The organism is Pseudomonas mangiferae (genome assembly GCF_007109405.1).
GTDB classification, from domain to species: domain Bacteria; phylum Pseudomonadota; class Gammaproteobacteria; order Pseudomonadales; family Pseudomonadaceae; genus Pseudomonas_T; species Pseudomonas_T mangiferae.
In genome coordinates this window covers 1-25,188 of sequence record NZ_VJOY01000014.1, presented here as the reverse complement: position 1 = coordinate 25,188, position 25,188 = coordinate 1, and the positions used below count along the sequence as shown (strand labels likewise).

Here is a 25,188-nt window from a genome sequence, read left to right as displayed (position 1 = left end):
TTGTCGTTGGAAGCGCGCCACTATATCAAGCGTAGGCGGATAGTTCGATGCTGGCCCCGGTGGGAAGCCCGCCGGCCGGGCATCCGCGGCGACCGGACGGCCGCCGCGGCGCGGGTTCAGCCCTTCAGGCAGTCCACCGTGTAGAGGCGCCCGTGGGGGCCGTCCTGGTGCTGCAGGCCGTGGACGTCGGAGTCGAAGCCCGGGAAGCGCCGGTCGAAGGTCCTGGCGAACTCCAGGTAGTCGATGATCGAGCGGGTCGCCTCGGTGAAGCGTTCCCCCGGCATGATCAGCGGGATACCTGGCGGGTACGGCACCAGCATCACCGCGGCCAGCCGCCCTTCCAGCGCCTCGATGGGCACCGCCTCCACTTCGCCGCGTACCAGCTGGTCGTAGGCATCGGCGGGCTTGATCGCCACTTCCGGCAGCACGGTGTACATGCGCTTCATGGCCTTTGCGGTGGCGTTCTCCCGGTAGCAGCCGTGCAGCTCGTCGCACAGGTCGCGCAGGCCCATGCCCTGGTAGCGGACCGCGTCGGCCTGGATCACCGAAGGCAACGCCTGGCTCAGGGGTACGTTGTTGTCGTAGTGGCGCTTGAACTCCAGCAGCTCGGTCAGCAGGGTGCTCCACTTGCCCTTGGTGATGCCCATGGAGAACAGCACCAGGAACGAGTACAGGCCGGTCTTTTCCACCACCAGGCCGCGCTCCCAGAGGAACTTGCTGACCACCGCAGCGGGGATTCCGCGGTCGTCCAGGCGCCCGCCGGCGGTGAGGCCCGGGGTGGTCAGGGTGACCTTGATGGGGTCCAGCAGCACGTAGTCGTCGGCCACCTCGCCGAAGCCGTGCCATTCCGCATCCGGGCGCAGCAGCCAGTCGGAGGTGGCAACGTCCTCCACGCCCTCGGCCCGCGGCGGTTGCCAGATGGTGAACCACCAGTCCTCGGCGCTGAGGTTCTGCCCCAGGTTGGCCAGGGCGCGGCGGAAGCTCAGGGCCTCGTCGAAGGTCTCCTGGATCAGCGAACGGCCGGCCGGGCCTTCCATCATGGCCGAGGCCACGTCCAGGGAGGCGATGATGCCGTACTGGGGCGAGGTGGAGATGTGCATCATGAAGGCTTCGTTGAAGCGGTCGCGGTCCAGGGGCCGCTGGCCGCCGTCCTGCACGTGGATCATCGACGCCTGGCTGAAGGCCGCCAGCAACTTGTGGGTGGAATGGGTGGAGAACACCAAAGGCGCGTTCTCGTGGCGCACCGTGCCCATACCGTAACGGCCGCGGTAGAACTCGTGGAAGGCGGCGTAGGCGTACCAGGCCTCGTCGAAGTGCAGCACCTCGGCGGAGTCCCCCAGGGTGCACTTGACCATCTCCGCGTTGTAGCAAAGGCCGTCGTAGGTGGAGTTGGTCACCACTGCCAGCTTCACCCGGGGCTCGCGGCCACGGGCCAGGGGACTGGCGTCGATCTTCGCCTGGATCGACTCGCGGGTGAACTCGCTCAGGGGGATCGGGCCGATGATGCCCAGCTCGTTGCGCTCGGGGGTCAGGTACAGCGGGATCGCCCCGGTCATGATGATGGCGTGGAGGATCGACTTGTGGCAGTTGCGGTCCACCAGCACCAGGTCGTCCCGGGCCACCATGGAGTGCCAGACGATCTTGTTGGCGGTGGAGGTGCCGTTGATCACGAAGAACGTGTGGTCGGCGCCGAAGTTGCGCGCCGCCCGGGCCTCGGCTTCCGCCAGGGGGCCGGTATGGTCCAGCAGCGAACCCAGCTCCGGTACCGACACGGACAGGTCGGAGCGCAGGGTGTTCTCGCCGAAGAACTGGTGGAACGCCTGCCCCACGGGGCTCTTGCGGTAGGCGACGCCGCCGCCGTGGCCGGGGGTGTGCCAGGAATAGTTGGACTGCGAGGTGTGCTCCACCAGCGCCTTGAAGAAGGGTGGCAGCAGGCCGGACAGGTAGTTGCGCGCGGCGCGGGCCACCTGGCGGGCGAGGAACGGCACGGTGTCCTCGAACAGGTAGAGCAGGCCGCGCAGGTGGTTGAGGTCGGCCATGGCCTCGGCCGGGGCGTTTTCGATGGTCACCTGCTCGCCCAGGGCGAAGATCGGCAGTTGCGGCGCGCGCACCCGGGCGACGCGGATCAGTTCCACCACGTCGTGGAGCAGCCGCTGGTTCTCGCCGGCGCCTTCGGCGGCGACCAGGATGCAGGCCAGGCCATGGTGGGTGGAGGCGACGATGCGCCCCTCGGCGGAGCTGGACGTGGAGAGGATGCTGAAACCGTCCAGTTCCAGTTCGCGGGCGATGCCGCGGACCCGCTCACCGGCCACGGTGTCGGCCTTGATGTCGCGGTGCACGATGAGGACGGGGAATTTTAGGTCTTTATACATTGTGGCGTCCTGAAGGCGGCGGGCAGCGGCCCGCTCGAGCCGTCAGGGTAGAGACTCACCCGGCGGCGCGGAACCCCCTGTTCCGGGCCGTGTAAGAAAAGGTCGCATCCGCGATGGGCCGCCGATTCAGGCCTCGGCGTCCAGCTGGCTCCAAAGCGCCGGCGCCCCGGCGGCCTTCTCGATGGCGGCCAGCCGCGCCAGGTGCGCGGCCAGTTCCTCGTCGCTGGCGGCGACCACCGGCAGCCGCGGGCGGTCGTCGGGCAGGCGGCGGATCGGCGAGGCCTGGGCACGCCCGGTGCCGTCGCTATCGCTGCCCTCCCCGGCCAAGGACAGGTGGGTCTGCCCGCCAGTCATGGCGAGGAACACGTCGGCGAGGATCTCGGCGTCCAGCAACGCGCCGTGGAGGTCGCGGCCGGAGTTGTCCACCCCGTAGCGCTTGCACAGGGCGTCCAGGTTGTTGCGCTGCCCCGGGTGGCGCTCGCGGGCCATCAGCAGGGTGTCGAGCACGCTGCAGTGCTCGGTGATCTCGCTGCGTTCGGTCTGCCCCTGGAGGGCGAACTCGTTGTTGATGAAGCCGATGTCGAACGCCGCGTTGTGGATGATCAGCTCGGCACCCTGGATGAACTCGAAGAATTCGTCGGCGATGTCCTTGAAGCGCTGCTTGCCTTCGAGGAATTCGTTGGTGATGCCGTGTACGGCGATGGCGCCTTCGTCCACTTCGCGGTCCGGCTGCAGGTAGACGTGGAAGTGCCGCCCGGTCAGGCGCCGACCGATCAGCTCGACGCAGCCGATCTCGATGATCCGGTGACCGTCGGTGACCGGCATGCCGGTGGTTTCGGTATCCAGCACGACGTAACGAGTACCCGAGTATTGCCCAGCCATTCCCACGAACCCTTTCGTAACCCACGGACAGAGATGAAACCGGTTTCCGGCGATCCGCCGGAGGGCGGGACGCCATGGCCGTCGGGTGCCCCCGGGGACGCCCCGGAAACCGCGACGGGGATTAGAACCTCCCGCGACGCGGATGGCGAGCGTTTCTCCCGACTTTGCGACGGAGCCGCCGCGGTCCAGGCCCGGCTCCGGGGTGCCCGGGCATGCCGCAAGGCCGCGCGGGACGGCCCTGCGGGCGGCGCCTCAGAAGATCGACAGCGGGTAGCTGACGATCAGCCGGCTCTCGTCGAAGGCATTGGTGCTGAAGTCCCGGCGCAGGCTGGAGTTGCGCCAGCGCAGGTTCAGCGCCTTGAAGGTGCCGCTCTGCACGACGTAGGCGAGTTCCGACTCGCGCCCCCACTCCCGGCCGTCGCTCACCGTGCCCACGTGGGCGTGGCTGCCGCGGATGTAGCGGGTCATGAAGGTCAGCCCGGGGATGCCGGCGGCGGCGAAGTTGTAGTCGTAGCGCACCTGCCAGGAGCGCTCGCCGGCGTTGTCGTAGCTGGAGTTGTAGCTGTCGTTGGCCAGGCTGGTGCCAGCGGTGCCGTTGACCCGCATCCACGGGCTGTCGCCGCTCATGCGCTGCAGGCCCAGGTAGACCGTGTGGCCCCCGGTGGCGGCCGAGAGCATCAGCGAGGTGGCACGGTTGTCCAGGTCGCCGGCCCGGGCGCCGCCGTCCTCGCGGCCGATGAAATAGCCGAGGTTGGCGGTCAGCATCCAGTCATCGCCCACCGGCTGGACATGGGTCAGGTTGTAGTACTGCTGCTGGTAGATATCCTCCAGCACCGAGTACCAGAGGCCCACCTGGGTCTTCTTGTCGTTGAACAGGTACTCGCCCCCGGCGAAGTCGAAGCGGTCGGAGGTGACGTCGGGGCGCCCGCCCATGAACAGGTCGTCCATGCTGGCGTCGTTGCGCGGGCTGTTACCGCGGAACTGGCCGCCGTAGAGCGCCAGGCCGTCCAGCTCCTGGGAGGTCACCTGGGCGCCGCGGAAGGTCTGCGGCAGGGAGCGTCCGTCGTCCGCGCGCAACACCGGCAGCACCGGCATCCACTCCCCCACCTTCAGTTCGGTCTCGCTCAGCTTGGCCTTGAGGGCGACGCCCAGGCGACCGAAGTCGTCCGCCGGCCGGCCATCGTCGTGGACCGGCAGCAATTGCGTATTGGCGGTGCCCTTGCCGCCGTCCAGCTTCAGCGAGTAGAGGCCCAGGACGTCCACCCCGAAGCCCACCGGGCCGGCGGTGTAGCCGGAGCGGGCGTCGAGGATGAAGCTCTGGGTCCACTCCTCGGCCTTGCCCTGGGGGTAGCCCGGGTCGACGAAATTGCGGTTGATGTAGAAGTTGCGCAGGGTCAGCACACCCTTGGCGTCGTCGACGAAGCCGTCGGCCCAGGCACCGCCGGCACCGAGGGCGGCGCAGACGATCCAGAGCCGGGAGGCCGGGGTCACGCGGGAGGGCGAAGCAGGGAAAAGGATCTTCATTGTTGTTATTCCTTTCTTGCAGGCAGTCGCCGTCCGCACGGGTCCGGGGACCCGTGCGGGAGCGGCATTGGGGGGGGTGGTACGGATCGAACGGTGCGCGGCAAGCCCCGCGGGCGGGCTAGGCGCCGGTCAGGGCGATGATCGCCGGCACGGACAGCACGGCGGTGTAGTAGCCCATGAACTGCACGCCCATGTTGAAGCCGATCAGCCGCGCCAGGAAACCGCCCAGCAGGCCGATGGTGAGGATCACCATGACGCCCAGCAGACCGCCCTCCCAGATGCCGATCACCAGCACCAGGCCGATGAAGGTGGCGATCACCGATTCATGGCTGACCTTGCGGGCGACGAACGATGCGGCCTTGTGGGCGAAGTTCATGGTGAACGGGTAGGCTACCAGGATCGCGACGATCACCGAGAGCAGGCCGTAGCCGAGGAACTCGTAGGTATTCAGCAGGTTGTGCAGGTTGTTGATCTCGCCCGTGGCGTTGTCGACGAAGAACCGCGGCGGCGCATTGAACAGCGGCGCGGCCGGGCCGGCGGCCACCGGGCTCAGGGGCAGGCCGAAGGCGATCAGCGGGATCAACGCCTCGGCGATGTAGGTGGACTCGGTGACCCCGTTGCGCGCGGTGATGACGGTGGTCAGGCGGTCATAGGCCTGCTTGATCCGCGAGCCGATGATCTCCCCCATCACCACGGTCATGGCCACCGGGCTGAATACGAAAGTGGCGCTGGACACGCTGGCCGCCACGGCAGTCATACGGGTCTGCTTCGGGTTGATCACCTTGAAGGGGTTGGGGAAGTAGCCGCTCCAGCTCTTCACGTCGGGCGCCAGGGAGAACAGCCGGTACTCGTCGCGGCGCATCCGCTCGCGCTCGTCGGGCGCCAGCAGGGCGAACAGCGAGGCGATCAGGGGCGCCACGGCGATGCCGAGGAAGTAGCTCACCGCCAGCTTCACGCCATAGTGGGCGGTCAGGGTCTGCAGGGCGACGATCACCAGCACGAAAGGCACCAGGGCCAGCACCGCAGCCCAACGGCCGGCGGAGAAGTAGGCGATGGTCAGGGCGGCACAGAGAAACACCCAGGGGGCGAATTCCTTGATCACATCGCCGAACGGCGCCAGCAGCACGGCGAACAGCACCGACAGCGGCACCGCGATCACCGCCGCCACGGCGGCACCGGAGATCATCTTGCGCAGGGCGATGTGCGGCACGCCCAGGCGCCGCAGGTGGTTGGCGTCAGCCAGCAGTGCGGTGGCCGCGGTGTCCCCGGGTATCCCCAGCAACGCGGTGGGCACCGCGTGGGTCATGTGCTTGGCCACCGCCCCGGCCAGGAAGAAGGTCAGCACGCCGGCGGGCGGCGCGCCCAGCAGCGCCACCAGCATGGTCAGGGGCGCCAGGGTGGTGGTCTCGTCGGTGCCGGATACCAGGCCGATGGCGGCGAACACCACCGCTCCCAGCAGGCCCAGGCCGAAGGCCATGAGGATTTCGTAGAGCAGGCCTTCCATCACGAACGCCCCCCGACCAGGCTGGCGTTCATCGGCAGGTGGCGATCCGGCTCGGCATCCGCCTCTCGGACGAGCGCCTCCTGGGCCTGGGCCTCGCGGAACAGCTCGTACAGCCCCAGCTCGTGCAACTCGGCCACCACGTGGGGCGAGAGCTCCTCGAGGCGCCCCAGGCTGCCGTATTCTTTCAGCAGCTCGGCCACCACCTGCTGGCGGAAGGCCGGGTCCACCACCTGTTCCAGCACCAAGCGCTTGGGCTTGAACAGCCAGGCGCTGGCCACGCCACCGGCCAGGCAGCCGAGGATGCCCACCAGCATGGAATAGGCCTTGGCCATCTGCACCGACTCCACCACCTGGTGCAGCGCCACGTGGGCCAGGCCGAAGGTGCCGAGGCTGACCGCCCCGCCGAGGAGGATGGACAGCATCAGGTCGCGTCCCGCCACCGTATCGCCCCAGACTTCGTAGAGGTTCGGCGTCCTGCCGTCCGTGGTTGCGGGTGGGGTCGGCGCCCCGAGGGGCTTGGCGAGCGATTGGTTCATGGTGTCCTCCGGCCCGTCGGGCCTTCTTGTTGTTATCGAGGCGTGTGCCATCGGCGATGGCGTGGGAGGCCCTCGGGCGGGCCGGCTCAGCGGCAGGCGGCCCTCCTGACGGTGGCGTGGCCCAGGGTGGTGGCCCGCCCCTGCCCGTTCAGCACCTGCAGCGCCAGGGTGATCCGCTCGCCGTCGACGGCGCTGACTTCGCCGCGGGCCACCAGCTCATCGCCGACGTAGGCCGCGCGCCGGTTGCTGTAGCCGAAGGCCAGCAACTCGTCGCCCTCGCCCATCCAGTCGTAGATCAGTTGAGTCAGCCAGTCGCCCTGCAGCGGGCCATCCACCAGCAGCGCGGGATGGTCCTCCTGCTGCTGGGTATAGGGCAGGTCGTAGTGGATGCGGTGGGGGTTCCAGATCGCCGCGTTGTAGAGGAACAGCTGCACCGTACCCGGCGTGAAGCGCCGTTCCGGCAGGGCCTGGCCCACCGGGGGCATCGTGTTGTCGGACATGCTCACCTCGCGATCCGGGTCAGGCGTTCGGTGACCACGGGCTCTCCCGCCTCGGTCTCGAACCGGTTCTCGAACACCAGGAAGATCAACGGGCCCTCCGTGCCCTGCTTCTCGTAGAGGTCCGCCAGGATCTGGCGCAGCACCAGGACGTCGCCGGCGACGATTCGCCGGTGCACCTGGTACTCGCTGCCGCCGGCCATGATCCGCTTGAGGGGCAGCTCCGGCAGCAGCGTGCTGTCCGGCTGGCGGCCGTCCTCCAGCAGCTCTTCCAGGGGCAGCACCGGCATCAGGGCGCTGAACAGGAACAGCAGCGGCGCTTCGTCGCCGTCCCGGTAGCGCGCCTGGCGCTGGCCGGTGGCGACCGCGTACTTGCGCAGGTCGCTGCGGGTCACCTCGAAGCGCTGCGGCGGCAGCGAGGTGCCGATGCGGCTGCGGATGGCTTCGTCGAGCAGGCTCATGGCCGCGCCCTCCGCCGGACCGGGTTGCGTAGCGTGGACGACAGGCGCATCAGATCACCCCCAGCCGGACCAGCTCGTCGTATTCCGCCTGCTCCAGGCCCAGCCACTCCCGGTAGACCTGCGGGTTGTGCTGGCCGACCCCCGGGGCGCTGGCGCCCTGTTCGAGGGTGCCGCCGGAAAGCTTCACCGGGTTGCCGAAGACGTCGAAGCGGGTGCCCTGGTAGTCCACCGAGACCACCATGTCGCGCTCCCGCAGGTGGGGGTCGGCCACCACCTCGTCCATGGTCTTGATCGGCGACAGCGGGAAGCGGTCGCCGGTCATGGCCTCCAGCTCGGCCTTGGTGTAGGCGGCGCACCAGCGCTCCACGGTGGGCTTGACCTTGCGCAGGTAGGTGTCGGGCGCGAAACGCTTGGCCATGGTATCCACTTCGGGATCGGTGGCCATCTCCAGGTCGCCGAAGGTGATGCAGGCCTCGCGCCAGAACTTGTCGGTGTAGGCGCCGAAGAACACGAAGCCATCCTTGCAGGCGTAGCGCCCGTACGGCTTCACGAACGGGTGGCCGTTGCCCTCGGGCTTCACCACCGTGCCGGTCTCGGTGTAGGTGACCAGGGCGTTCTCGGTCAGGGAGACGATGGCGTCCTGCTGGGACACGTCCACCAGTTGGCCCTGGCCGGTACGCTCCGCTTCCCGCAGGGCGCCCAGGGTGCCGATGGCGGCATAGAGGGCCGCGGCCAGGTCGCCGAGGACGGTGCCCACGCGCATCGGCTCTTCCACCGTGCCGTTCATGGACCAGAGGCCGCCGCTGGCCTGGGCGCTGCTGTCGAACGCCGGCCGCGAGGCGTTGGGCCCGCGCTGGCCGAAGCCGCTGATGGCGGTGAACACCAGGGCCGGGTTAACCCCCTTGAGCACCTCGTAGCCCAGGCCCAGCTTGTCCATGACGCCGGGGCGGAAGTTCTCGATGACGATGTCCGCCTTGCGCACCATCTCCAGGAAGGTGGCCTTGCCCTCGGGCTGTTTCAGGTCGAGGCTCACCGCCATCTTGTTGCGGTTGTACTGGGCGAAGAAGCCGCTGCGCGGTTCGCCGCCGCCCTGGCTCATGGGCGGGAATTCCCGGGTCAGGTCGGGATCGTTGGGGTTTTCGATCTTGATCACCGTCGCCCCCATGTCCGCCAGCAACATGGCGCAGTAGGGCCCCGCCACCACCCGGGTGAGGTCCAGGATGGTCACGCCCTTGAGCGGGCCCAGGGTCTTGCTGAAGGAGGCGAGTGTGTCTGCGAGAAGATTCATGGGTTCTCCTTTGTTGTTATGGGGCGCAGCCTTTATACGCGCAGCGATGGGGTTCAGGCGGCTTCGCGACCCGCCCGTGCGCTCATGGCGCGGGCGACCCGGGACCCGGTGGGGCGCTGGAGCGCCTGGTCGACAAACGCCCCGGCGGCCACCAGGGACGGCAGGTCGACCCCGGTGGACAGGCCCAGGCCGTGGAACAGGTACACCAGTTCCTCGGTGGCCACGTTGCCGGTGGCGCCCGGCGAATAAGGGCAGCCGCCCAGGCCCGAGACCGAGCTGTCGAACACCCGCACGCCCGCCTCCAGGGCGGCCTGCACGTTGGCCACCGCCATGCCGTAGGTGTCGTGGAAATGCCCGGCCAGGGCGTCCAGTGGCACCTCCGTGGCGCAAGCCTCCAGCAGCGCCCGGGTATGTCCGGGGGTGCCACGGCCGATGGTGTCGCCCAGGCTCACCTCGTAGCAGCCCAGCTCATGCAGGGCGCGGGTGACACGGACCACCTCCGCCACTGGCACTTCGCCGCTGAAGGGGCAGCCCAGCACGCAGGACACGTAGCCGCGCACCTTCACCCCGGCGTCCCGGGCGCGGGCCAGCACCGGCCGGAACCGTTCCAGGCTCTCGGCGATGGAGCAGTTGATGTTGCGCTGGGAGAACGCCTCCGACGCCGCGGCGAACACCGCCACCTCCTGGCAGCCGACGGCCAGGGCCCGCTCCAGGCCCTGCAGGTTCGGCACCAGGGCCGTGTAGGTCACCCCCGGCCGCCGCCCCAACTGGCGGACCACCTCGTCGGAGCCGGCCATCTGCGGCACCCAGCGCGGCGAGACGAATGCCCCCACCTCCAGGGTGCGCAGCCCCGCCTCCACCAGGCGTTCCACCAGCGCCACGCGGGTCGCCACCGGCAAGCTGCGGGGCTCGTTCTGCAAGCCGTCCCGCGCGCCCACCTCCACCAGCCTGACGGCGTCCATGGTCACTGCCCGCGCTTTTCGCGCAGCAGGGCCTCGGCGCGGTCGGCCCGCACGTCCCGGGTCTCCACCATGCGCTTGACCAGCCAGTCCACCTCGTCGCCGCGGGCACCGGCCGACAGCGCGACGTTGCGCGCGTGCAGCGCCATGTGGCCGCGTTGGATACCTTCGGTGGCCAGGGCGCGCAACGCGCCCAGGTTCTGCGCGAGGCCGACGGCCACGGCGATTTCCGCCAGTTCCTGGGCCGACTTCACGCCGAGAATCCGCAGGGACAGCTGGGCCAGGGGATGGGTCTTGGTGGCACCGCCCACCAGGCCCAGGGGCATCGGCATTTCCAGGGTGCCCACCAGGTGGCCCTCGCCATCCTTCTCCCAGGTGGTCAGAGAACCGTAGTGACCGCTGCGGCAGGCGTAGGCATGAGCCCCCGCCTCCACCGCGCGCCAGTCGTTGCCGGTGGCCACCACCAGGGGGTCGATGCCGTTCATGATCCCTTTGTTGTGGGTCGCCGCGCGGTAGGGGTCGATGGCGGCGAAGGTGTAGGCGTCGATCACCCCCTCGATGATCCGGGTGCCGCTGTACTGCGGGGTGTCCAGGTCCTCGGGCGCGATGCGCAGCTGGGCGCGGGCCAGGCGCAGGTCGGCCAGGTTGGACAGGATGCGCAGGCGCACCTCGCCGCCGGTGAGCCGCTCCATCAGCGGGGCCACCGTCTCGGCCATGGTGTTCACGGTGTTGGCGCCCATGGCGTCGCGCACGTCGACGATCAGGTGGGCCACCAGCATCGGCCCGCGCGGGCTGTCAGCGAAGGTGTGCACCTCCAGGTCGCGGCAGCCGCCGCCCAGCTTGTTCAGCACCTGGTCCTTGCTGTTGGCCAGGGCGATGATCTCCTCCTTGGCGCGCAGCAGGCTCAGGCGCGCATTGAAGGGATCGCTCAGGCCGATGATCTGCACCTGGGCACGCATCAGCGGCTCGCTGCTGGACGTGATGAAACCGCCCGCCGGCCGGGTCAGCTTGGCCATGAAGGACGCCGCGGCCACCACCGACGGCTCCTCCACCACCATGGGGATCAGCACGTCGCGGCCATTGATGCGGAAGTTGCTGGCGATGGCGTAGGGCAGCTCGAAGGTGCCGACCACGTTCTCGATCATGCCGTCGGCCACCTCCAGGGGCAGCGCGCCGGCATCCTGCAGCAGGCCTACGTCCTCGGCGCCGAGGCCCAGGAGTTGCTGGAGGTGTTCGAGCCGCTGGGCGGGAGCCAAGCTGCGGAAGTTGGGCAAACGTGAATCGACCGGCATGGGGGCGCTCCTTGAAAGAGTCGTTTGTTATTGGCTGGCGACAAATTGCCGCATCTGTATCCCTTAAAGAAGGTACAGTTTCGCCAGACACTACCCCCACCTGTACCCACCCGGACCCTTCCCATGGCTCGCCAGACACTCGCCCAGCAGGTCGCTGCCGCCATCGCCCAGCAGATCACCGACGGCGCCCTCAAGGCCGGCGACAAACTGCCCTCCCTGCGGGAATACATCCGCCTGCACGGCCACTCGAAGAACACCGTCATCACCGCCTATGAAAGCCTGGCCGCCAAGGGCCTGGTGGAGGCGCGCCACGGCCAGGGCTTCTTCGTCATCAAGCAGATCGCCGCGCCGGTGGAGGAAGAGGAAAGCCAGCCCTACAACCGGGCCCTGGACACCATCTGGATGATGCGCCAGCAGTTCGTCCGCGACCCCGGCCACTCCCACCTGGGGGAAGGCTTCCCGCCGGTGGAGTGGCTGATGGACATGCGCCTGGACAAGTTCCACCGCCAGGTGGTGCGGGCCGGCGTGACCACCCTGTTCCGCTACGGGACGCGCCTGGGCAACCCCGGCCTGCGGACCCGGCTGGTGCAGAAACTCGCCGACTACAGCATCCCGCTGTCGCCACGGCAGTTGGTCACCACCCTGGGCGCCAACCACGGCATGGACCTGGTCATCCGCCGCTACGTGCCGCCGGGCGACCCGGTGCTGGTGGAGGACCCCGGCTACTACCCGCTGTTCGGCAAGCTCCAGCTGCAGGGCGCACGCATGCTCGGCGTGCCGCGGGAGCCGGACGGCCCCAACCTCGACGTGCTGGAACGCCTGATCAAGGCCCACAAGCCGAAGCTGTTCTTCCTCCAGTCCATCGGCCACAACCCCACGGGCTCCGACCTCTCCCCCGCCAAGGCCCACCAGCTGCTGCGAATCGCCGAGGCCCACGACCTGCTGCTGGTAGAGAACGACGCCATGGCGGACTTCAAACCCAGCTCGTCCATCAAGCTCAGCGCCCTGGACCAGCTGCAGCGCACCCTCTATGTGGGCAGCTTCTCCAAGTCGGTGTCCGCCGCCCTGCGGGTCGGGTTCATCGCTGGCAGCAAGCAGCGCATCGAGGAGCTGGCGGATATCAAGATGGTGCTGCACAACAGCGGGGCCGAGTACAGCGAGCGCACCGTCGAAGTGATCCTCGGCGAAGGCCACTTCCTGCGGCACCTCGCCCGGTTGCAGGACCGCCTGCGCCAGGCCACGGCCGACGGCCTGCGCCTGCTGGACGAGCTGGGCGCGGAGGTGTTCTGCCGACCGGAGCAGAGCCTCTACCTGTGGGCGCGCTTCCCCGGCATCGACGACGCCAACCTGCTCACCCGCCAGTGCCTGGCCCGGGGCGTGATGCTGGCGCCAGGCGCGATCTTTTCCACCCGACCGAAGGAAGCCGCGCCCTGGACGCGCCTCAACGTGGCCTACCTGAACGACCCGCTGTTCAGCGAAAGCATCCGGCAGATCACACGGGACAGGAGCGCGTCGGGCTAGAGAGGCTGGCGAGCCTGTACGAAACAGGGGTCGGGCGAGCAAGGACAGAAAGACAGCGCTTACCGGGATAGCGCGCTCCCGCGGCTGTCACCTTCTCCATACGGGGTCGGGTGGCTGTCTTCGCCGAAGACCGATTGACGAAACGGCCTCCGCGACTCGATCGCGTGCCTTCAGAGGAGTCGATGCAATGGACCGATTCACCGGCGGTTGCCTATGCGGCGACGTGCGCATCGTGGCGTCGGGTCAGCCCTACCGGGTCGGCCTGTGCCACTGCCTGGATTGCCGCAAGCACCACGGGGCGCTCTTCCATGCCTCCGCGATCTTTCCTGAACACGCCGTGACCCTGGAGGGCGAAACCCGCGCCTACGCCGGCCGCCACTTCTGCCCCCGCTGCGGTTCCTCCGTCTTCTCCCGCAGCGCGGACGAAATCGAAGTCAGCCTCGGCAGCCTGGACGCCATCGACCAGTTGCAACCCACCTACGAACTGTGGACGGTCCGACGGGAACGCTGGCTGCCACCGTTCCCCCTGGCCCGGCGGTACGAGGAGGACCGGCAAGGGACCGGGCGATTCGAGCCATAGCCCAGGAGGCATGAAGATCCGTATATCGGGGTGCACCCAGGCAGCCCAACGCGCATAGCGTACGAACAGCCCTGGCCCGGGCTGACTGAATCGACCGAAGTCGCCGTCGAAGACGGCTCGTCGCTTGGCAGCGCGAGTCCATGTATTCGCCCACGATGACCGTGCCCTCCACCGAAACACGCCGCTTTACCTGTCTATAACTTCATGGTTTAGGGTCGTAGGCCACGGCATCAGGGGAAAGCTTATGTATCGCATCTCCGAACTGGCAGCGAAGGTGGGCTTGAGCCGCAGCACGCTGCTCTATTACGAAAAACAAGGGCTGATCGAATCGCGGCGACAGCCTAACGGCTATCGCATGTATTCCGACCATGATCTTCAGCAACTGAAAGTGCTGCAGCAGCTTCAAGCGGGCGGCCTGAGCCTCAAAGAGTGCCTGGCTTGCTTGAAAACACGCATCGACCGGTCGTTGCTGCTGGAACGCCTGAGGACTCTGGAACGGGAAATTGCCGAAAAACAGCAATCCCGGGACCTGCTCGCCGCCATGCTGGGAATGGCGCCCATGCGGGAATGGCACCAGACCCTGGAGACTCAGGCGCCCGGCGCGCATCTGGCCTGGTTGCTCAAGCAGGGCTTCAGTGAAAAACAAGCGTTGCGCTTGAGGTGGCTGTCGAAAGACATGAACGAGCACAACCGGTACATGGCGGAGTTCGAACGCATAGTCCATGGACTGGATCGCCTGGGACCGGGGTCCGCTGACGATACCGTGCAAGCGCTGCACCTGTTGCCCACGGTACCCCGCACGGTGCTGGACATCGGCTGTGGCAGGGGCGCCAGCGCACTGCTTCTAGCGGAGCACATCCAGGGGTGCGTTACCGCGCTGGATAACGATGAGTACAGCCTCGCCTGTCTGCGAAAAAAACTGCGTGATAACCCCCGGTATCAGCAGATCAGGCTGATCTGCGCGAGCATGACCGAACTGCCATTCGCCGAGCGGCAGTTCGACGCACTCTGGGCGGAGGGTAGCGCCTACATCATGGGCTTTGAAAAGGCCTTGGAACGCTGGAAGCCCTTTATCAGGCAACAGGGGTTTCTCGTGGTCAGCGACTTGGTGTGGTTCTCTGGCGAACCCTCGCAGGCAGCCTTGGAGTTCTGGCGCGAGAACTACCCGGACATGCAAACGACGAGCGCTCGCTCGGCAGCCATCGAACAACGGGGATATCGATTACTGCACAGTTTTCCGCTGAGCCGGCAGGCGTGGACTCACTATCTGGCGCCCCTGGAGCAGCGGATCGAAGAACTTTCTCCGAAAGAGTTTTCTTCGAATGCGCTCGTGGATCTCCAGAAAGAGCTGTACATCCATCGGCACCATCTAGGTGAGTACGGCTATCAATTCTTCATACTTCAAAAGAACTCGATTTAGGTTCTGTACGAAACGTCGTCGAGCGAAGGTCAGGAAAGGCAAAACAGGCGAAGAAGCGGAGTTTACGTGCTGTAACTGAGCACTTTGAGCCTGTCTTTAACGCAGCATCACCGAGCGCAGGCACTTTTCGTATAGAACCTAGCGCTTCACCACCCGCTTATTCCTTCAAGGATTGTGTTCGTGCACCGGGTCACTGAGCGCTTCCTGCACGTCCGCCCTTGAGTGACTTTTAACTCACAAGAGCGGAATACCCGGGATTCACCTAGGCCCCATGAACGGGGCTACATCACTTACCAAGCCATGGAGCGAAGCCGCATGATAATCCGCCATGAACGAACCGAAGACATCGACATGATCACGCAACTGACCAAAGCGGCCTTCGAACATGAAGCGCATTCGAGCCACACGGAGCAATTCATCGTCAGTTCACTGCGTCGCAGCAAGCACCTCACCGTTTCCATGGTGGCGGTGGAAAACGGCAAGGTATTCGGCCATGTCGCCATTTCTCCAGTACGAATTTCATCGGGCTCGACCGGCTGGTTCGGGCTCGGTCCGATTTCCGTATGGCCAGAACATCAAGGTCGGGGGATCGGCTCGAAATTGATGCACGCGGCTCTCGCCGAATTGCAACGCCTGGGCGGTGTCGGCTGTGTCGTGTTAGGCGACCCTGGCTACTATGGACGCTTCGGTTTCAAGGCGTACCCGACGTTAGAACTTCCAGGAGTGCCTCCCGCCTACTTCCAGGCGCAGGCGTTCTTCGGCGAGCCGCCCAAAGGAACAGTGCACTACCATGAGGCGTTCGAAGCCATCGAGTGATGGCAAGGAAATCAATGAAATAACGAAGATGCCTAAAGATGATCCTGGGCGATGAGCCACAACGTCGACATAAAGCAATCCTGAAAATGAAGACAATGCGCTTTCCCGTCAGAGTAACTTGCCTGACGGCACGCAACCGCCTGTCGTCATGCAACGGAATTCATTGCATCAATTTCGTCACTGTCGATAGGCATTCATTCATGGAAAAAAACAAAAAAGTGCCTGAGCCCACTTACCACTACTTACCCAGGATCTTTTTGCCAGGCACACGCGTCATTCCAGCGAAGGCATGGACAGCCTTTCCTCTCCCCGCACCGTCAGCACCCGCACCCCCTCGCCCGTCACCGCGACGGTGTGCTCGAACTGGGCGGAGAGCTGGCCGTCGCAGGTGACCACGGTCCAGCCATCGGCCTCGGTTCGGACCTGGTGGCGCCCCTGGTTGATCATCGGCTCGATGGTGAACACCATGCCTTCGCGCAGCACCAGGCCGGTTCCCGGCTTGCCCCAGTGCAGCACTTGCGGGGGCTCGTGCATCTCGCGGCCGATGCCGTGGCCGCAGTAGTCCCGTACCACCGAGTAGCCATGGTGCCGGGCATGTCGCTCGATGGCGTGACCCACGTCGCCGAGCCGCGCGCCCGGACGCACCGCCTCGATGCCCTTCCATAACGCCTCATAGGTCACCTGCACCAGCCGCCGCGCCTCCGGCGCCACTTCGCCGACCAGGTAGGTCTTGCTGGAGTCGGCGATGTAGCCGTTCTTTTCCAGCGTGATATCGAAGTTGACGATATCGCCATCCTGCAGCCGCACCGAAGCGGACGGGACACCATGGCACACCACGTGATTGCGGGAGACATTGAGGGCGTAGGCGTAGCCGTACTGGCCCTTGCTGGCCGGACGCGCCCCGAGTTCGTCGACGATGAACGCCTCCACCCGATCATTGATCTCCAGGGTGGCCATGCCCGCCAGGCTCATCCGGTCGAGATAGCCGAACACCTGCGCCAGCAGGCGGCCGGACTCGGCCATCAATTGGATTTCCCCGGGGGCCTTGATCATGGCAACGCCACCTCGCCGGCCTCGGGCGCGATGCCAACGGCGCGCAGTTCCTGGGCGATGATCGCGTTGAAGCTCTGGGTCGGATTCATCTCGCACAACATGCCGATCCTGATCCAGAACGCCGCCTGCGCGTTGATGGAGCGGTACGACACCAGGCACGCCTTGCGCAGCTTGTCGTGGAGGTCGTCGTCAATGTTCACGATGCCCATACTACTCTCCGTATATGTTCCATATATGAAGTATAGGAAGACAAAAAAGCGGAGGGCAAGGGCGCCGCTGAATTCCAGCCGCCGGTTGGGCGATGCTTTTGAACGCCAGCGACTCCAGGTGAGCCACTCGGCGGCTCACCTCTTCGGGCACCCTCTCAGCCAGGCAGTGGGCTGTCGAAAAGGGAATTCGAGGGGATGGCGAAAGCCAAGGCGCTGGACGCTCGAGCTGGAACGACTCGGCACCTGCAGCCGAGGTGAAAACCGGGCGAGCGGTAATGAGCACAGGCGGCTGTTGACTAAAAGTTGCCCAATAGGCGAGTCGGGAAGCCTGCGATCGTGCAGAAGCGCCGGCATTCGGCGCATGGCCCAGCGGGACGGTGCATCCGGCAGCGCCTGGAGGCACCCAGGCGCGACATTCGCCAGCCAGCGGTTCGAACCAATAAAAAGAATTCGATCACGCCCGGCCGCACCGGCCGGGGACATCCGGATGCGTTATGGCAGCTCGGCCACGCCGCGGTTGGCGAGCATGTCGGCCCGCTCGTTGCCGGGGTGGCCGGCGTGGCCACGCACCCATTGCCATTCCACCTGGTGCCGGGCGACTTCCTCGTCCAGGCGCTGCCAGAGGTCGGCATTCTTCACCGGCTGCTTGGCGGCGGTCTTCCAGCCGCGTTTCTTCCAGTTGGGCATCCATTCCTGGATGCCGCGCATGACGTATTCGGAGTCGGTGACCAGTTTCACCTGGCAGGAACGCTTCAGGGCCGTCAAGGCCTGGATGGCCGCCATCAGTTCCATGCGGTTGTTGGTGGTCATCGGTTCGCCGCCCCAGAGTTCGCGCTCGACGCCCTTGTAGACCAGTACCGCTCCCCAGCCACCGCGGCCGGGATTGCCCTTGCAGGCTCCGTCGGTGTAGACCTCGACCTTGTCGCTCACTCAGACCTCGTGTTTCGAATCGCGGCGGGACACCTTGGCCACCGGCAGCGGCAACAGTTTGCCCATGCTTTCGCGGCGCGGCTGGCGCAGCGGCCGCAGACCCACCACCAGCTTGCGCGCCGCCAGCAGGTAGACGCCGGCGCCGGGCGCCTGGGCGGCGGCGCCCCACGTTTCCAGCCGGGCCAGGCGGGATTGCCAGGCCGGCGACGCGAGCGGCGGACGATAGCACCCGAAGCGGCGTTTCTCCAGCGCGAAGCCCAGCAGCCGCAGCCAGTCGCTGACCCGTCCGGGGGCGATGCAACGGGCCTCGCGGAAGATGTCCCGGGCGAAGTAATGGCGCATGCCCCAGGTGCTCCAGGGGTTGATGCCAAGGATCAGCAGGTGGCCGCCGGGCCGTACGCTGCGGGCGGCCTCCCGCAGCAGGCTGTGGGGCGACAGGCAGAAGTCCAGGCCGTGCTGCAGCACCACCACATCGGCGGCATGCTCGCCCAGGGGCCAGGCGTGCTCCTCGCAGGCGATCTCCACCCCTGGCAGGGGCGCGCCCAGGTGCACGCTGCGCTGGATCTGGCGGGCGCCGGCGGGGCGCTCCGCGGGCGGGCCATAGTGCACCAGATAACCGCCGAAGTACCGCGACAGTTCCTCCTCCAGCAGCCGCTGCGCCTCGGCCCGCAGCAGGCTCCCCAGGGGGCCGGCGAACCAGTCGCGGGCGCGGCCGGTCATCTCCAGCCAGGCGGCATCGGCCTCGGCGAACGGCTCGTTCATGGGCGGTACCTGCTGCGGCGCGGGCCAGGCGACGCCATAATCCGGCACCTATGCGCCGGGAACAGCAAAAACGCGGGAAGGCTGTCGTACGGCATGGCGTTCGTACCTCTTTCCTCGATGGACACCGGGACCCAAGTCCCGAACCGGCGCACGGCGATCGACGGGAACCCGGCCCGCTCGGGAGCGGTCGCCCATTTAACCAGCCGCGCGACGTCGCGGCATCCGCCACCGGACCGACGAGCCTGCCATGATACAGATTGATGCCCTGCCCGCCTTTTCCGACAACTACATCTGGCTGTTGCAGGACCCCGCCAGCCGCCGCTGTGCGGTGGTCGACCCCGGCGACGCCGGGCCGGTACTGGAATGGCTGGCCGCCCACCCCGGCTGGCAGCTGGGCGATATCCTCGTCACCCACCACCACCACGACCACGTGGGCGGCGTCGCCGCGCTCAAGGAGGCCTCTGGCGCCACCGTGCACGGGCCGGCCGGCGAGCGCATCCCCGTGCGCGACCGGGCCCTGGCGGACGGCGACCGCCTGGAGGTGCTGGGCCTGGCCTTCGAGGTGATCGACGTGCCCGGCCACACCGCCGGACATATCGCCTATTACCACGCGAACGCCGAGCGCCCGCTGCTGTTCAGCGGCGACACCCTGTTCGCCGGTGGCTGTGGGCGACTGTTCGAAGGCACGCCGGAGCAGATGCACCACTCGCTGTCGCGGCTCGCCGCGCTCCCGGAGGCCACCGGCGTGTACTGCGCCCACGAGTACACCCTGAGCAACCTGCGCTTCGCCCGGGCCGTGGAGCCGGACAACGCGGCGCTGGCGGCCCGTTTCGAGGCGGTGTCGGCCCTGCGCGAACGGGGTTCCATCAGCCTGCCGTCGCGCCTGGACGAAGAACGGGCCACCAACCCCTTCCTGCGCACGGACGTGGATGCCGTCCGGCAGAAAATCGACGAACGGGAAGGCAGCCGGGAGCGCGACGGCAGCGCGGTTTTCGCGGCCTTGAGGCACTGGAAGGACACCTTCTGAGGGCCGCTTTGGCTCGGCAAGGGCGGGCAAAACTTGACCCTCCCCAGGTCGGTTCCTAGAATCGCCCGACCTTTTTGCCGAGCAAGTGCCCTCGACCAATGCCTCCAACGTCGCCTAAAACCCTTGATTTAGACGCTTTGGGGCGCATTTCACCCGCGCTCGTCCTGGCCCTCACCGCCTTGCTCGCCGGTTGCCAGAGCACCGGGGGGCAGCCGGAGAACCAGACCCCGGTACGCGACCTGACCGTCCAGGTGCCCCGCCAGCCAGTGATCCGGGTACAACCCAAGCTGGCGCCGCAGCCGCCCCAGGACATCTGGGAACGCATGCGCCTGGGCTTCCAGCTGCAGGGCGAGATCGGCACCAACCCGCGCATCGAGCGCCAGCGGCTGTGGTTCGTCGGCAACCCCTCCTTCATCGAGAACGCCAGCAGCCGCGGCAGCCTGTACATCCACTACGTGGTGGAGCGCCTCGAAGAGCGGGACATGCCCCTGGAGCTGGCCCTGCTGCCGGTGATCGAGAGCGCCTACAACCCCTTTGCCTATTCCCGCAGCGATGCAGTGGGGCTGTGGCAGTTCATCCCCTCCACCGGCCGTTACTACAACCTGCGCCAGACCAACTGGTACGACGGCCGGCGCGACATCACCGCGTCCACCAACGCCGCCCTGAGCTACCTGTCGCGCCTGCACGACATGTTCAACGGGGACTGGCTGCTGGCCCTGGCCGCCTACAACGCCGGCGAAGGCACGGTGAGCCGGGCCATCGAGCGCAACCAGAAACTCGGCCTGCCCACCGACTACTGGAACCTGGCGCTGCCCCAGGAAACCCAGGACTACGTGCCCAAGCTGCTGGCCCTGTCGCAACTGGTGCTGTCGCCGGTGGCCTACGGGGTGAACCTCAACCCCATCGCCAACGAACCCTACTTCGAAGTGGTGGAGTGCAAGCAGCGCCTGGACCTGTCCCGCGTCGCGGCGCTGGCCAACATCGAGGAAGACGAGCTGTACCAGCTCAACCCGGCATTCAAGAAGCGCATCACCCTGGACGGCCCGCAGCACCTGCTGGTGCCGACCCAGAAGGCCGGCCTGCTGGCCACCAGCCTGTCCAGCATGAAACCCGAGGACGTGCCGGACTGGCAGCAGTACCGGGTCCGCCGCGGCGACACCCTGGACCGGATCGCCGGCCGCTACGGGGTGCCGGTGGCGACCCTGCGCAGCATCAACGACCTGAGCAGCAACCGCCTGCGGGTCGGCCAGCAGTTGAGCGTGCCGATGTCGGCGGGCGCCCCGCGGCTCAGCGAACCGTCGGTGAGCCGCGCCCTGGCCAGCAGCGCTTCGGTTTCCCGCCCCACGGCCCGTGCCTACACGGTGCGCAACGGCGACAACCTCTGGCAGATCGCCAAGGTCAACAACGTCGACGTGAAGGATATCCAGCGCTGGAACAGACTCTCCGGCAACGCCCTGAAGACCGGCCAGGTGCTGCAGCTGCAGGCGCCGGCGGGCAAGGCGCCCAGCGTGATGCTGGCAAGCGCGGACAAGGCGCCGGCGGCGGCCAAGCCCGCGGCGACCAGCACCCGGCGCGAAGACGTCACCTACTACAAGGTGCGGGAAGGCGACTCGATGTACCTGATCGCCAAGCGCTTCAACGTCGAGATGCAGCACCTGCGCAACTGGAACCCCCGCAGCGGCCACGCCCTCAAGCCGGGCCAGACCCTGACCCTCCGGCTCGGCAGCCGCTGACCCCTTCGAATACCCCTTCCAGGCGACCCAGCGTGGTGCCGGCGAAGATCGCCGGTCGGCTGATGACCCGCGCTATCTGACGACAGGGCCGGTCAGGTGCGGCCGGTCAGGTACGGCCAGTTGGGCATGGCCAGTCAGGTACGGCCAGTCGGTGCGGTCGGCGAGACGCGTCAGCGACGCGGCCGGCAAGGCGCGGCCGGCAAGGCACCACACCACCCGCCCTCACCGCCGGGTCAAGGCCTCCAAGGCCCGCCCCGCCGCCTTGCACAGGTGGCGGAAGGCGACGAACTGCTCGTTCCGCAGCACCCGCCCCGAAGGCCGGCCATCGGCGTACAGCACCCCGACCGTCCGGGTGCCGGCCATGAGCGGTGCGACGAAGAACATGCCCGGGCCGAACCACTGGCGCATCGGCCGGGTGACCAGGTCGTTCAGGGTGCAGCTGGCAGGCGTCCCCATCCACAACGGCTCGCGGCTGCGCACCACGTAGTCGAACAAGTGCGGCTGCTCCGGCGACTGCACCGGCAGTTCGAAGCGCTCCAGCCAGTCGCCGGTGTCCTCGCCGGCCACCTGCTTGGCACGGAAGCGCCGCTGGCCGTCCGCCAGCACCGCCACCATCACCCGCTCCAGGCCGGCCCCGCGCTGCAGGCCCTGCAGCAGCAGGTCGAGGATGCGCCCGGGAGCGTCCTGCCGGGCCGCGGCCAGGCCCAGTTCGTGCAGCGTCTGGCTCAGGGTGTCGGTGTCCAGGCGTGGGACTTGGGCCGCCCGGCGCGCGCGGCCTGGGGTCAGGTCGCGGGTCGGGATCAACGGCACCAGCTGCTCGGCGCCGAAGGTGGCGGCAACCCGCACCGCCTCGTCGGCGCCGGCCAGCGCCAGTTGCAAGGCCTGGTCCGGCTCCACGCCGATGAAGGCCGCCATCCGCTCCAGTTGCTCGGCCATGGCCGGGGTGTCCCAGCCGTCCAGGGCCAGCTGGGCGATCTGCCCGCCCAGTTGCACGGCGTCTGAGGCGGAATCGCCCGGGTGGCCGGTCAGCGCCAGGCCGACGGTGCCGCCCAGCCCCCAGCTCTTGGCCAGGCCCTGGGTCAGTTGGCGGAAGCCGGTGCCGAGCCGGTCCCGGACCGTCGCCTCCACGTCCACCCCCGGCTCCGCCAGGGCAGCCGCCAGGTCGTCCGCCTGGCTGCCGGCGCAGCCCCAGAACGCCAGTTCGCCCAGGTCCTTGAGCAGCGCAGCGATGAACACCTCTTCCTGCTGCCGGCCCAGTACGTAGCCGGCGATGGTCCGCGCCTGCACCGCGCCATGGAAGGCGCGGGCCAGCAGCGCGGTCAGCTGCTCCCGGGGCGCCTTGCCCAGCAGGCCGTCCACCAGGCACACCGATACGCCGATGGCGCGCACCGTATCGAAGCCGATCAGCACGATGGCACGGGACAGGGTGCGAATGGGCTCGCGGGCCGGGTTGTAGTGGGCACTGTTGGCGACCCGCAGCACCTTGGAGGTTAGGGTCGCATCGCGCAGCAGCACATCCGCCAGCTGCTGCACCGAAGCGCTGTGTTCCGAGGTCAGGCGCTGGAGGTCATGGACTACCGCCGCCAGTGCGGGTAATTCGGCTTGGTTGAGACGATCGATCCATGACTGCAACCCATGGGTACGCGTAACCACATTGATCCCCTCGATCGCTTTCCCGCAGTGTAGCCAAAATGATGGCACGGGCTACCCATCGCACCGGCTTTTTCGAGGGGATACAAGCTGTTACTGTACCCGGCAAACTGGCGTTCCGGGCCCTCGCGCCCGGGCCCGCCGCGATCGGCAGCACGAGGAGAGAACGATTTGATCACGTCCGCCCTGTACCTCCGTGATAACCGGCCCGTCCGCCTTGCGTCCCCTCGCCCGCTCGCCTCGCCCCGCACCGTTCCCCACCGCCCCTCGCGCTGATGCGCCCCCGCCGACCGCTTTCGATGCCACGCCTTTGCGGCGGGCGGCGCGTCGTGCCCCGTTCTTCGGAGATCGCTCGATGACCCTCGCCCTGCGGAGTTTCTGCCGGCGGGCCTGCGCCGTCCTGCTGCTGGGGATGGCCGGGCTGGCCGCCGCCGAGCCGCGCCACGCGCTGACCCTGTACGACGAGCCGCCGAAATACCCGGCCGGCTTCAGCCATTTCGGCTACGTGAACCCGGACGCGCCCAAGGGCGGCCTGCTGCGGCTGGCGGCCTTCGGCAGCTACGACAGTTTCAATACCTTCATCCCCAAGGGAAACCCGGCCGACCAGATGGGCCTGGTCTACGACTCCCTGACCTTCCATTCGCCGGACGAGCCCTTCACCGAGTACGGCCTGCTGGCGGAAAAGATCGAGAAGGCGCCGGACAACGGCTCGGTGCGCTTCTACCTCAACCCCAAGGCACGCTTCAACGACGGCACGCCGGTGACCGCCGACGACGTGGTGTTCACCTTCGAACAGCTGATGCAGCACGGCGACCCGATGTTCCGCCACTACTACGCCGACGTCGCCCAGGTGATCGCCGAGGACGCGCGCAAGGTGCGCTTCGACTTCAAGGCGCCGGGCAACCGCGAGCTGCCGCTGATCCTCGGGCAGATCCAGGTGCTGCCCCGGCACGCCTGGAAGGATCGCGACTTCGGTCGCTCGACCCTGGAGCCGCCGGTGGGCAGCGGCCCCTACCGGGTCGCCGCGTTCGAGCCGGGGCGCTCGGTGCGCTTCGAGCGGGTGAAGGACTGGTGGGCCAAGGATTTGCCGGTGGCCCGCGGCTACTACAACTTCGACGCCATCACCGTGGACTACTACCGGGACATGTCAGTGGCGCTGGAAGCCTTCAAGGCCGGCCAGTTCGACCTGAACCAGGAGTACTCCGCCAAGGACTGGGCCACCGGCTACGACAGCCCGGCCCTGCGCGCCGGCCGCTTCCGCCAGGTCAGCCTGCCCAACCACAACCCGGCGGGCATGCAGGCTTTCACCTTCAACCTGCGCCGGCCGATGTTCCAAGACCGCCGGGTGCGCGAGGCCATCGCCTGCCTGTTCGACTTCGAATGGGCCAACAAGCAGCTGTTCTTCGGCTCCTACAAGCGCACCCGCAGCTACTTCGAGAACTCGGAGATGGCCGCCACCGGGCTGCCGGACGCCGAGGAACTCAAGCTGCTGGAACCCCTGCGCGGCCGCATTCCGGACGAGGTGTTCAGCCAGCCCTTCTCGCCGCCGGTCACCGACGGCAGCGGCATCGTCCGCGAGCAGATGCGGCACGCCTACCGGCTATTGCTGGACGCCGGCTACCGCATCGAGAACGACCGCATGGTGGGCCCGGACGGCAACCCCCTGGTGTTCGAGTTCCTCCTCGCCCAGGCCAACCTGGAGCGGGTCATCCTGCCGTTCAAACGCAACCTGGCGGAGCTGGGTATCGAGCTGCAGATCCGCAAGGTGGACGTGTCCCAGTACATCAACCGGATACGCTCCCGGGACTTCGACATGGCCTCCGCCATCTGGCCGCAGTCCAACTCCCCGGGCAACGAACAGCTGGAATTCTGGCATTCCCGCAGCGCCGACAGCCCCGGCAGCCGCAACCTCATCGGCCTGCGCGACCCGGCCATCGATACCCTGGTGGAAGGCCTGATCCGCGCCGATTCGCGGCACAGCCTGATCATTCACGCCCGGGCCCTGGACCGGGTACTGCTATGGGGCCACTACGTGGTGCCCAGCTACTTCCTGGACAGCTGGCGCATCGCCTACTGGAACCGGCTGGAGCGGCCACCCCAGCCGCCCTTGTACGACCCCGGCCTGTTCACCTGGTGGCAGAAACCCGACGCGGCCCCGCCGCCGCCCGCCAC

At 67.4% G+C, this 25,188-nt stretch carries 22 protein-coding genes; 7 read left to right on the top strand and 15 right to left on the bottom strand.

Annotation, left to right across the window (positions count from 1 at the left end; translation table 11 throughout):
* Nucleotides 1-116: 116 nt before the first annotated feature.
* The 10 genes from FM069_RS17195 to FM069_RS17150 form a co-directional block, all read right to left on the bottom strand.
* Nucleotides 117-2,372 carry an Orn/Lys/Arg family decarboxylase gene (locus FM069_RS17195; protein WP_143489607.1) on the bottom strand — a complete coding sequence of 752 codons (2,256 nt, stop codon included), beginning with the start codon at nt 2,370-2,372 and terminating at the stop codon, nt 117-119.
* Between the two features lie 126 nt (nt 2,373-2,498).
* Nucleotides 2,499-3,254: a DNA polymerase III subunit epsilon gene (dnaQ, locus tag FM069_RS17190; protein WP_143489606.1), complete on the bottom strand. Its 756-nt coding sequence runs from the start codon at nt 3,252-3,254 to the stop codon at nt 2,499-2,501.
* A gap of 252 nt (nt 3,255-3,506) precedes the next feature.
* Nucleotides 3,507-4,778, bottom strand: a complete 1,272-nt coding sequence (locus FM069_RS17185) for an OprD family porin (protein WP_143489605.1) — start codon at nt 4,776-4,778, stop codon at nt 3,507-3,509.
* A gap of 118 nt (nt 4,779-4,896) precedes the next feature.
* A complete protein-coding gene (locus FM069_RS17180; protein ID WP_143489604.1) occupies nt 4,897-6,282 on the bottom strand; it encodes a tripartite tricarboxylate transporter permease in 1,386 nt (461 codons plus the stop codon).
* Nucleotides 6,282-6,818 (bottom strand): hypothetical protein, encoded by a 537-nt coding sequence (locus FM069_RS17175; RefSeq protein ID WP_143489603.1) that lies wholly within the window; start codon nt 6,816-6,818, stop codon nt 6,282-6,284. Before FM069_RS17175 ends, FM069_RS17180 begins: the two co-directional genes overlap by 1 nt.
* A gap of 86 nt (nt 6,819-6,904) precedes the next feature.
* The gene (locus FM069_RS17170; protein WP_218570310.1) at nt 6,905-7,318 is read right to left on the bottom strand and encodes a hotdog family protein; all 414 of its coding nucleotides are present in this window, start codon (nt 7,316-7,318) and stop codon (nt 6,905-6,907) included.
* 2 nt (nt 7,319-7,320) lie between these two features.
* A complete protein-coding gene (locus tag FM069_RS17165; RefSeq protein WP_143489602.1) occupies nt 7,321-7,776 on the bottom strand; it encodes an FAS1-like dehydratase domain-containing protein in 456 nt (151 codons plus the stop codon).
* 49 nt (nt 7,777-7,825) lie between these two features.
* Nucleotides 7,826-9,064 carry a CaiB/BaiF CoA transferase family protein gene (locus tag FM069_RS17160; RefSeq protein ID WP_143489601.1) on the bottom strand — a complete coding sequence of 413 codons (1,239 nt, stop codon included), beginning with the start codon at nt 9,062-9,064 and terminating at the stop codon, nt 7,826-7,828.
* A 53-nt stretch (nt 9,065-9,117) separates the two neighbouring features.
* Nucleotides 9,118-10,026 carry a hydroxymethylglutaryl-CoA lyase gene (locus FM069_RS17155; protein WP_143489600.1) on the bottom strand — a complete coding sequence of 303 codons (909 nt, stop codon included), beginning with the start codon at nt 10,024-10,026 and terminating at the stop codon, nt 9,118-9,120.
* 2 nt (nt 10,027-10,028) lie between these two features.
* A complete protein-coding gene (locus tag FM069_RS17150; RefSeq protein ID WP_143489599.1) occupies nt 10,029-11,315 on the bottom strand; it encodes a hydroxymethylglutaryl-CoA reductase, degradative in 1,287 nt (428 codons plus the stop codon).
* Between the two features lie 123 nt (nt 11,316-11,438).
* On the opposite strand from FM069_RS17150, the gene FM069_RS17145 reads away from it, so the two are divergent.
* The 4 genes from FM069_RS17145 to FM069_RS17130 all read left to right on the top strand — a co-directional run bounded on the left by FM069_RS17145 (nt 11,439) and on the right by FM069_RS17130 (nt 15,652).
* The gene (locus FM069_RS17145) at nt 11,439-12,836 is read left to right on the top strand and encodes an aminotransferase-like domain-containing protein (protein WP_143489598.1); all 1,398 of its coding nucleotides are present in this window, start codon (nt 11,439-11,441) and stop codon (nt 12,834-12,836) included.
* Nucleotides 12,837-13,023: 187 nt separating this feature from the next.
* Nucleotides 13,024-13,416 carry a GFA family protein gene (locus FM069_RS17140; protein ID WP_143489597.1) on the top strand — a complete coding sequence of 131 codons (393 nt, stop codon included), beginning with the start codon at nt 13,024-13,026 and terminating at the stop codon, nt 13,414-13,416.
* Between the two features lie 244 nt (nt 13,417-13,660).
* The gene (locus FM069_RS17135; protein ID WP_143489596.1) at nt 13,661-14,836 is read left to right on the top strand and encodes a MerR family transcriptional regulator; all 1,176 of its coding nucleotides are present in this window, start codon (nt 13,661-13,663) and stop codon (nt 14,834-14,836) included.
* Between the two features lie 315 nt (nt 14,837-15,151).
* Nucleotides 15,152-15,652 carry a GNAT family N-acetyltransferase gene (locus FM069_RS17130; protein WP_218570309.1) on the top strand — a complete coding sequence of 167 codons (501 nt, stop codon included), beginning with the start codon at nt 15,152-15,154 and terminating at the stop codon, nt 15,650-15,652.
* A 273-nt stretch (nt 15,653-15,925) separates the two neighbouring features.
* On the opposite strand, the gene map is transcribed toward FM069_RS17130, so the two are convergent.
* From map to FM069_RS17110, 4 genes are all read right to left on the bottom strand, one after another.
* Nucleotides 15,926-16,705: a type I methionyl aminopeptidase gene (gene map, locus FM069_RS17125; protein WP_143489594.1), complete on the bottom strand. Its 780-nt coding sequence runs from the start codon at nt 16,703-16,705 to the stop codon at nt 15,926-15,928.
* Complete coding sequence (locus FM069_RS17120; RefSeq protein ID WP_143489593.1) at nt 16,702-16,914, bottom strand: ParD-like family protein; 213 nt, start codon at nt 16,912-16,914, stop codon at nt 16,702-16,704. Before FM069_RS17120 ends, map begins: the two co-directional genes overlap by 4 nt.
* 492 nt (nt 16,915-17,406) lie before the next feature.
* Nucleotides 17,407-17,844: a ribonuclease HI gene (rnhA, locus tag FM069_RS17115; RefSeq protein ID WP_143489592.1), complete on the bottom strand. Its 438-nt coding sequence runs from the start codon at nt 17,842-17,844 to the stop codon at nt 17,407-17,409.
* Complete coding sequence (locus FM069_RS17110) at nt 17,845-18,606, bottom strand: methyltransferase domain-containing protein (RefSeq protein WP_143489591.1); 762 nt, start codon at nt 18,604-18,606, stop codon at nt 17,845-17,847.
* A 247-nt stretch (nt 18,607-18,853) separates the two neighbouring features.
* On the opposite strand from FM069_RS17110, the gene gloB reads away from it, so the two are divergent.
* A complete protein-coding gene (gloB, locus tag FM069_RS17105; protein WP_143489590.1) occupies nt 18,854-19,633 on the top strand; it encodes a hydroxyacylglutathione hydrolase in 780 nt (259 codons plus the stop codon).
* 98 nt (nt 19,634-19,731) lie between these two features.
* Nucleotides 19,732-21,366 carry a lytic transglycosylase gene (locus tag FM069_RS17100; protein ID WP_143489589.1) on the top strand — a complete coding sequence of 545 codons (1,635 nt, stop codon included), beginning with the start codon at nt 19,732-19,734 and terminating at the stop codon, nt 21,364-21,366.
* A gap of 222 nt (nt 21,367-21,588) precedes the next feature.
* Here the strand turns inward: FM069_RS17100 and FM069_RS17095 are convergent, their stop codons facing one another.
* Nucleotides 21,589-23,019: an HDOD domain-containing protein gene (locus FM069_RS17095; protein ID WP_233282074.1), complete on the bottom strand. Its 1,431-nt coding sequence runs from the start codon at nt 23,017-23,019 to the stop codon at nt 21,589-21,591.
* A gap of 352 nt (nt 23,020-23,371) precedes the next feature.
* Between FM069_RS17095 and FM069_RS17090 the strand changes: the two genes are divergently transcribed.
* A partial coding sequence (locus tag FM069_RS17090) for an extracellular solute-binding protein (RefSeq protein WP_143489588.1) occupies nt 23,372-25,188 on the top strand: 1,817 nt, incomplete at its 3' end.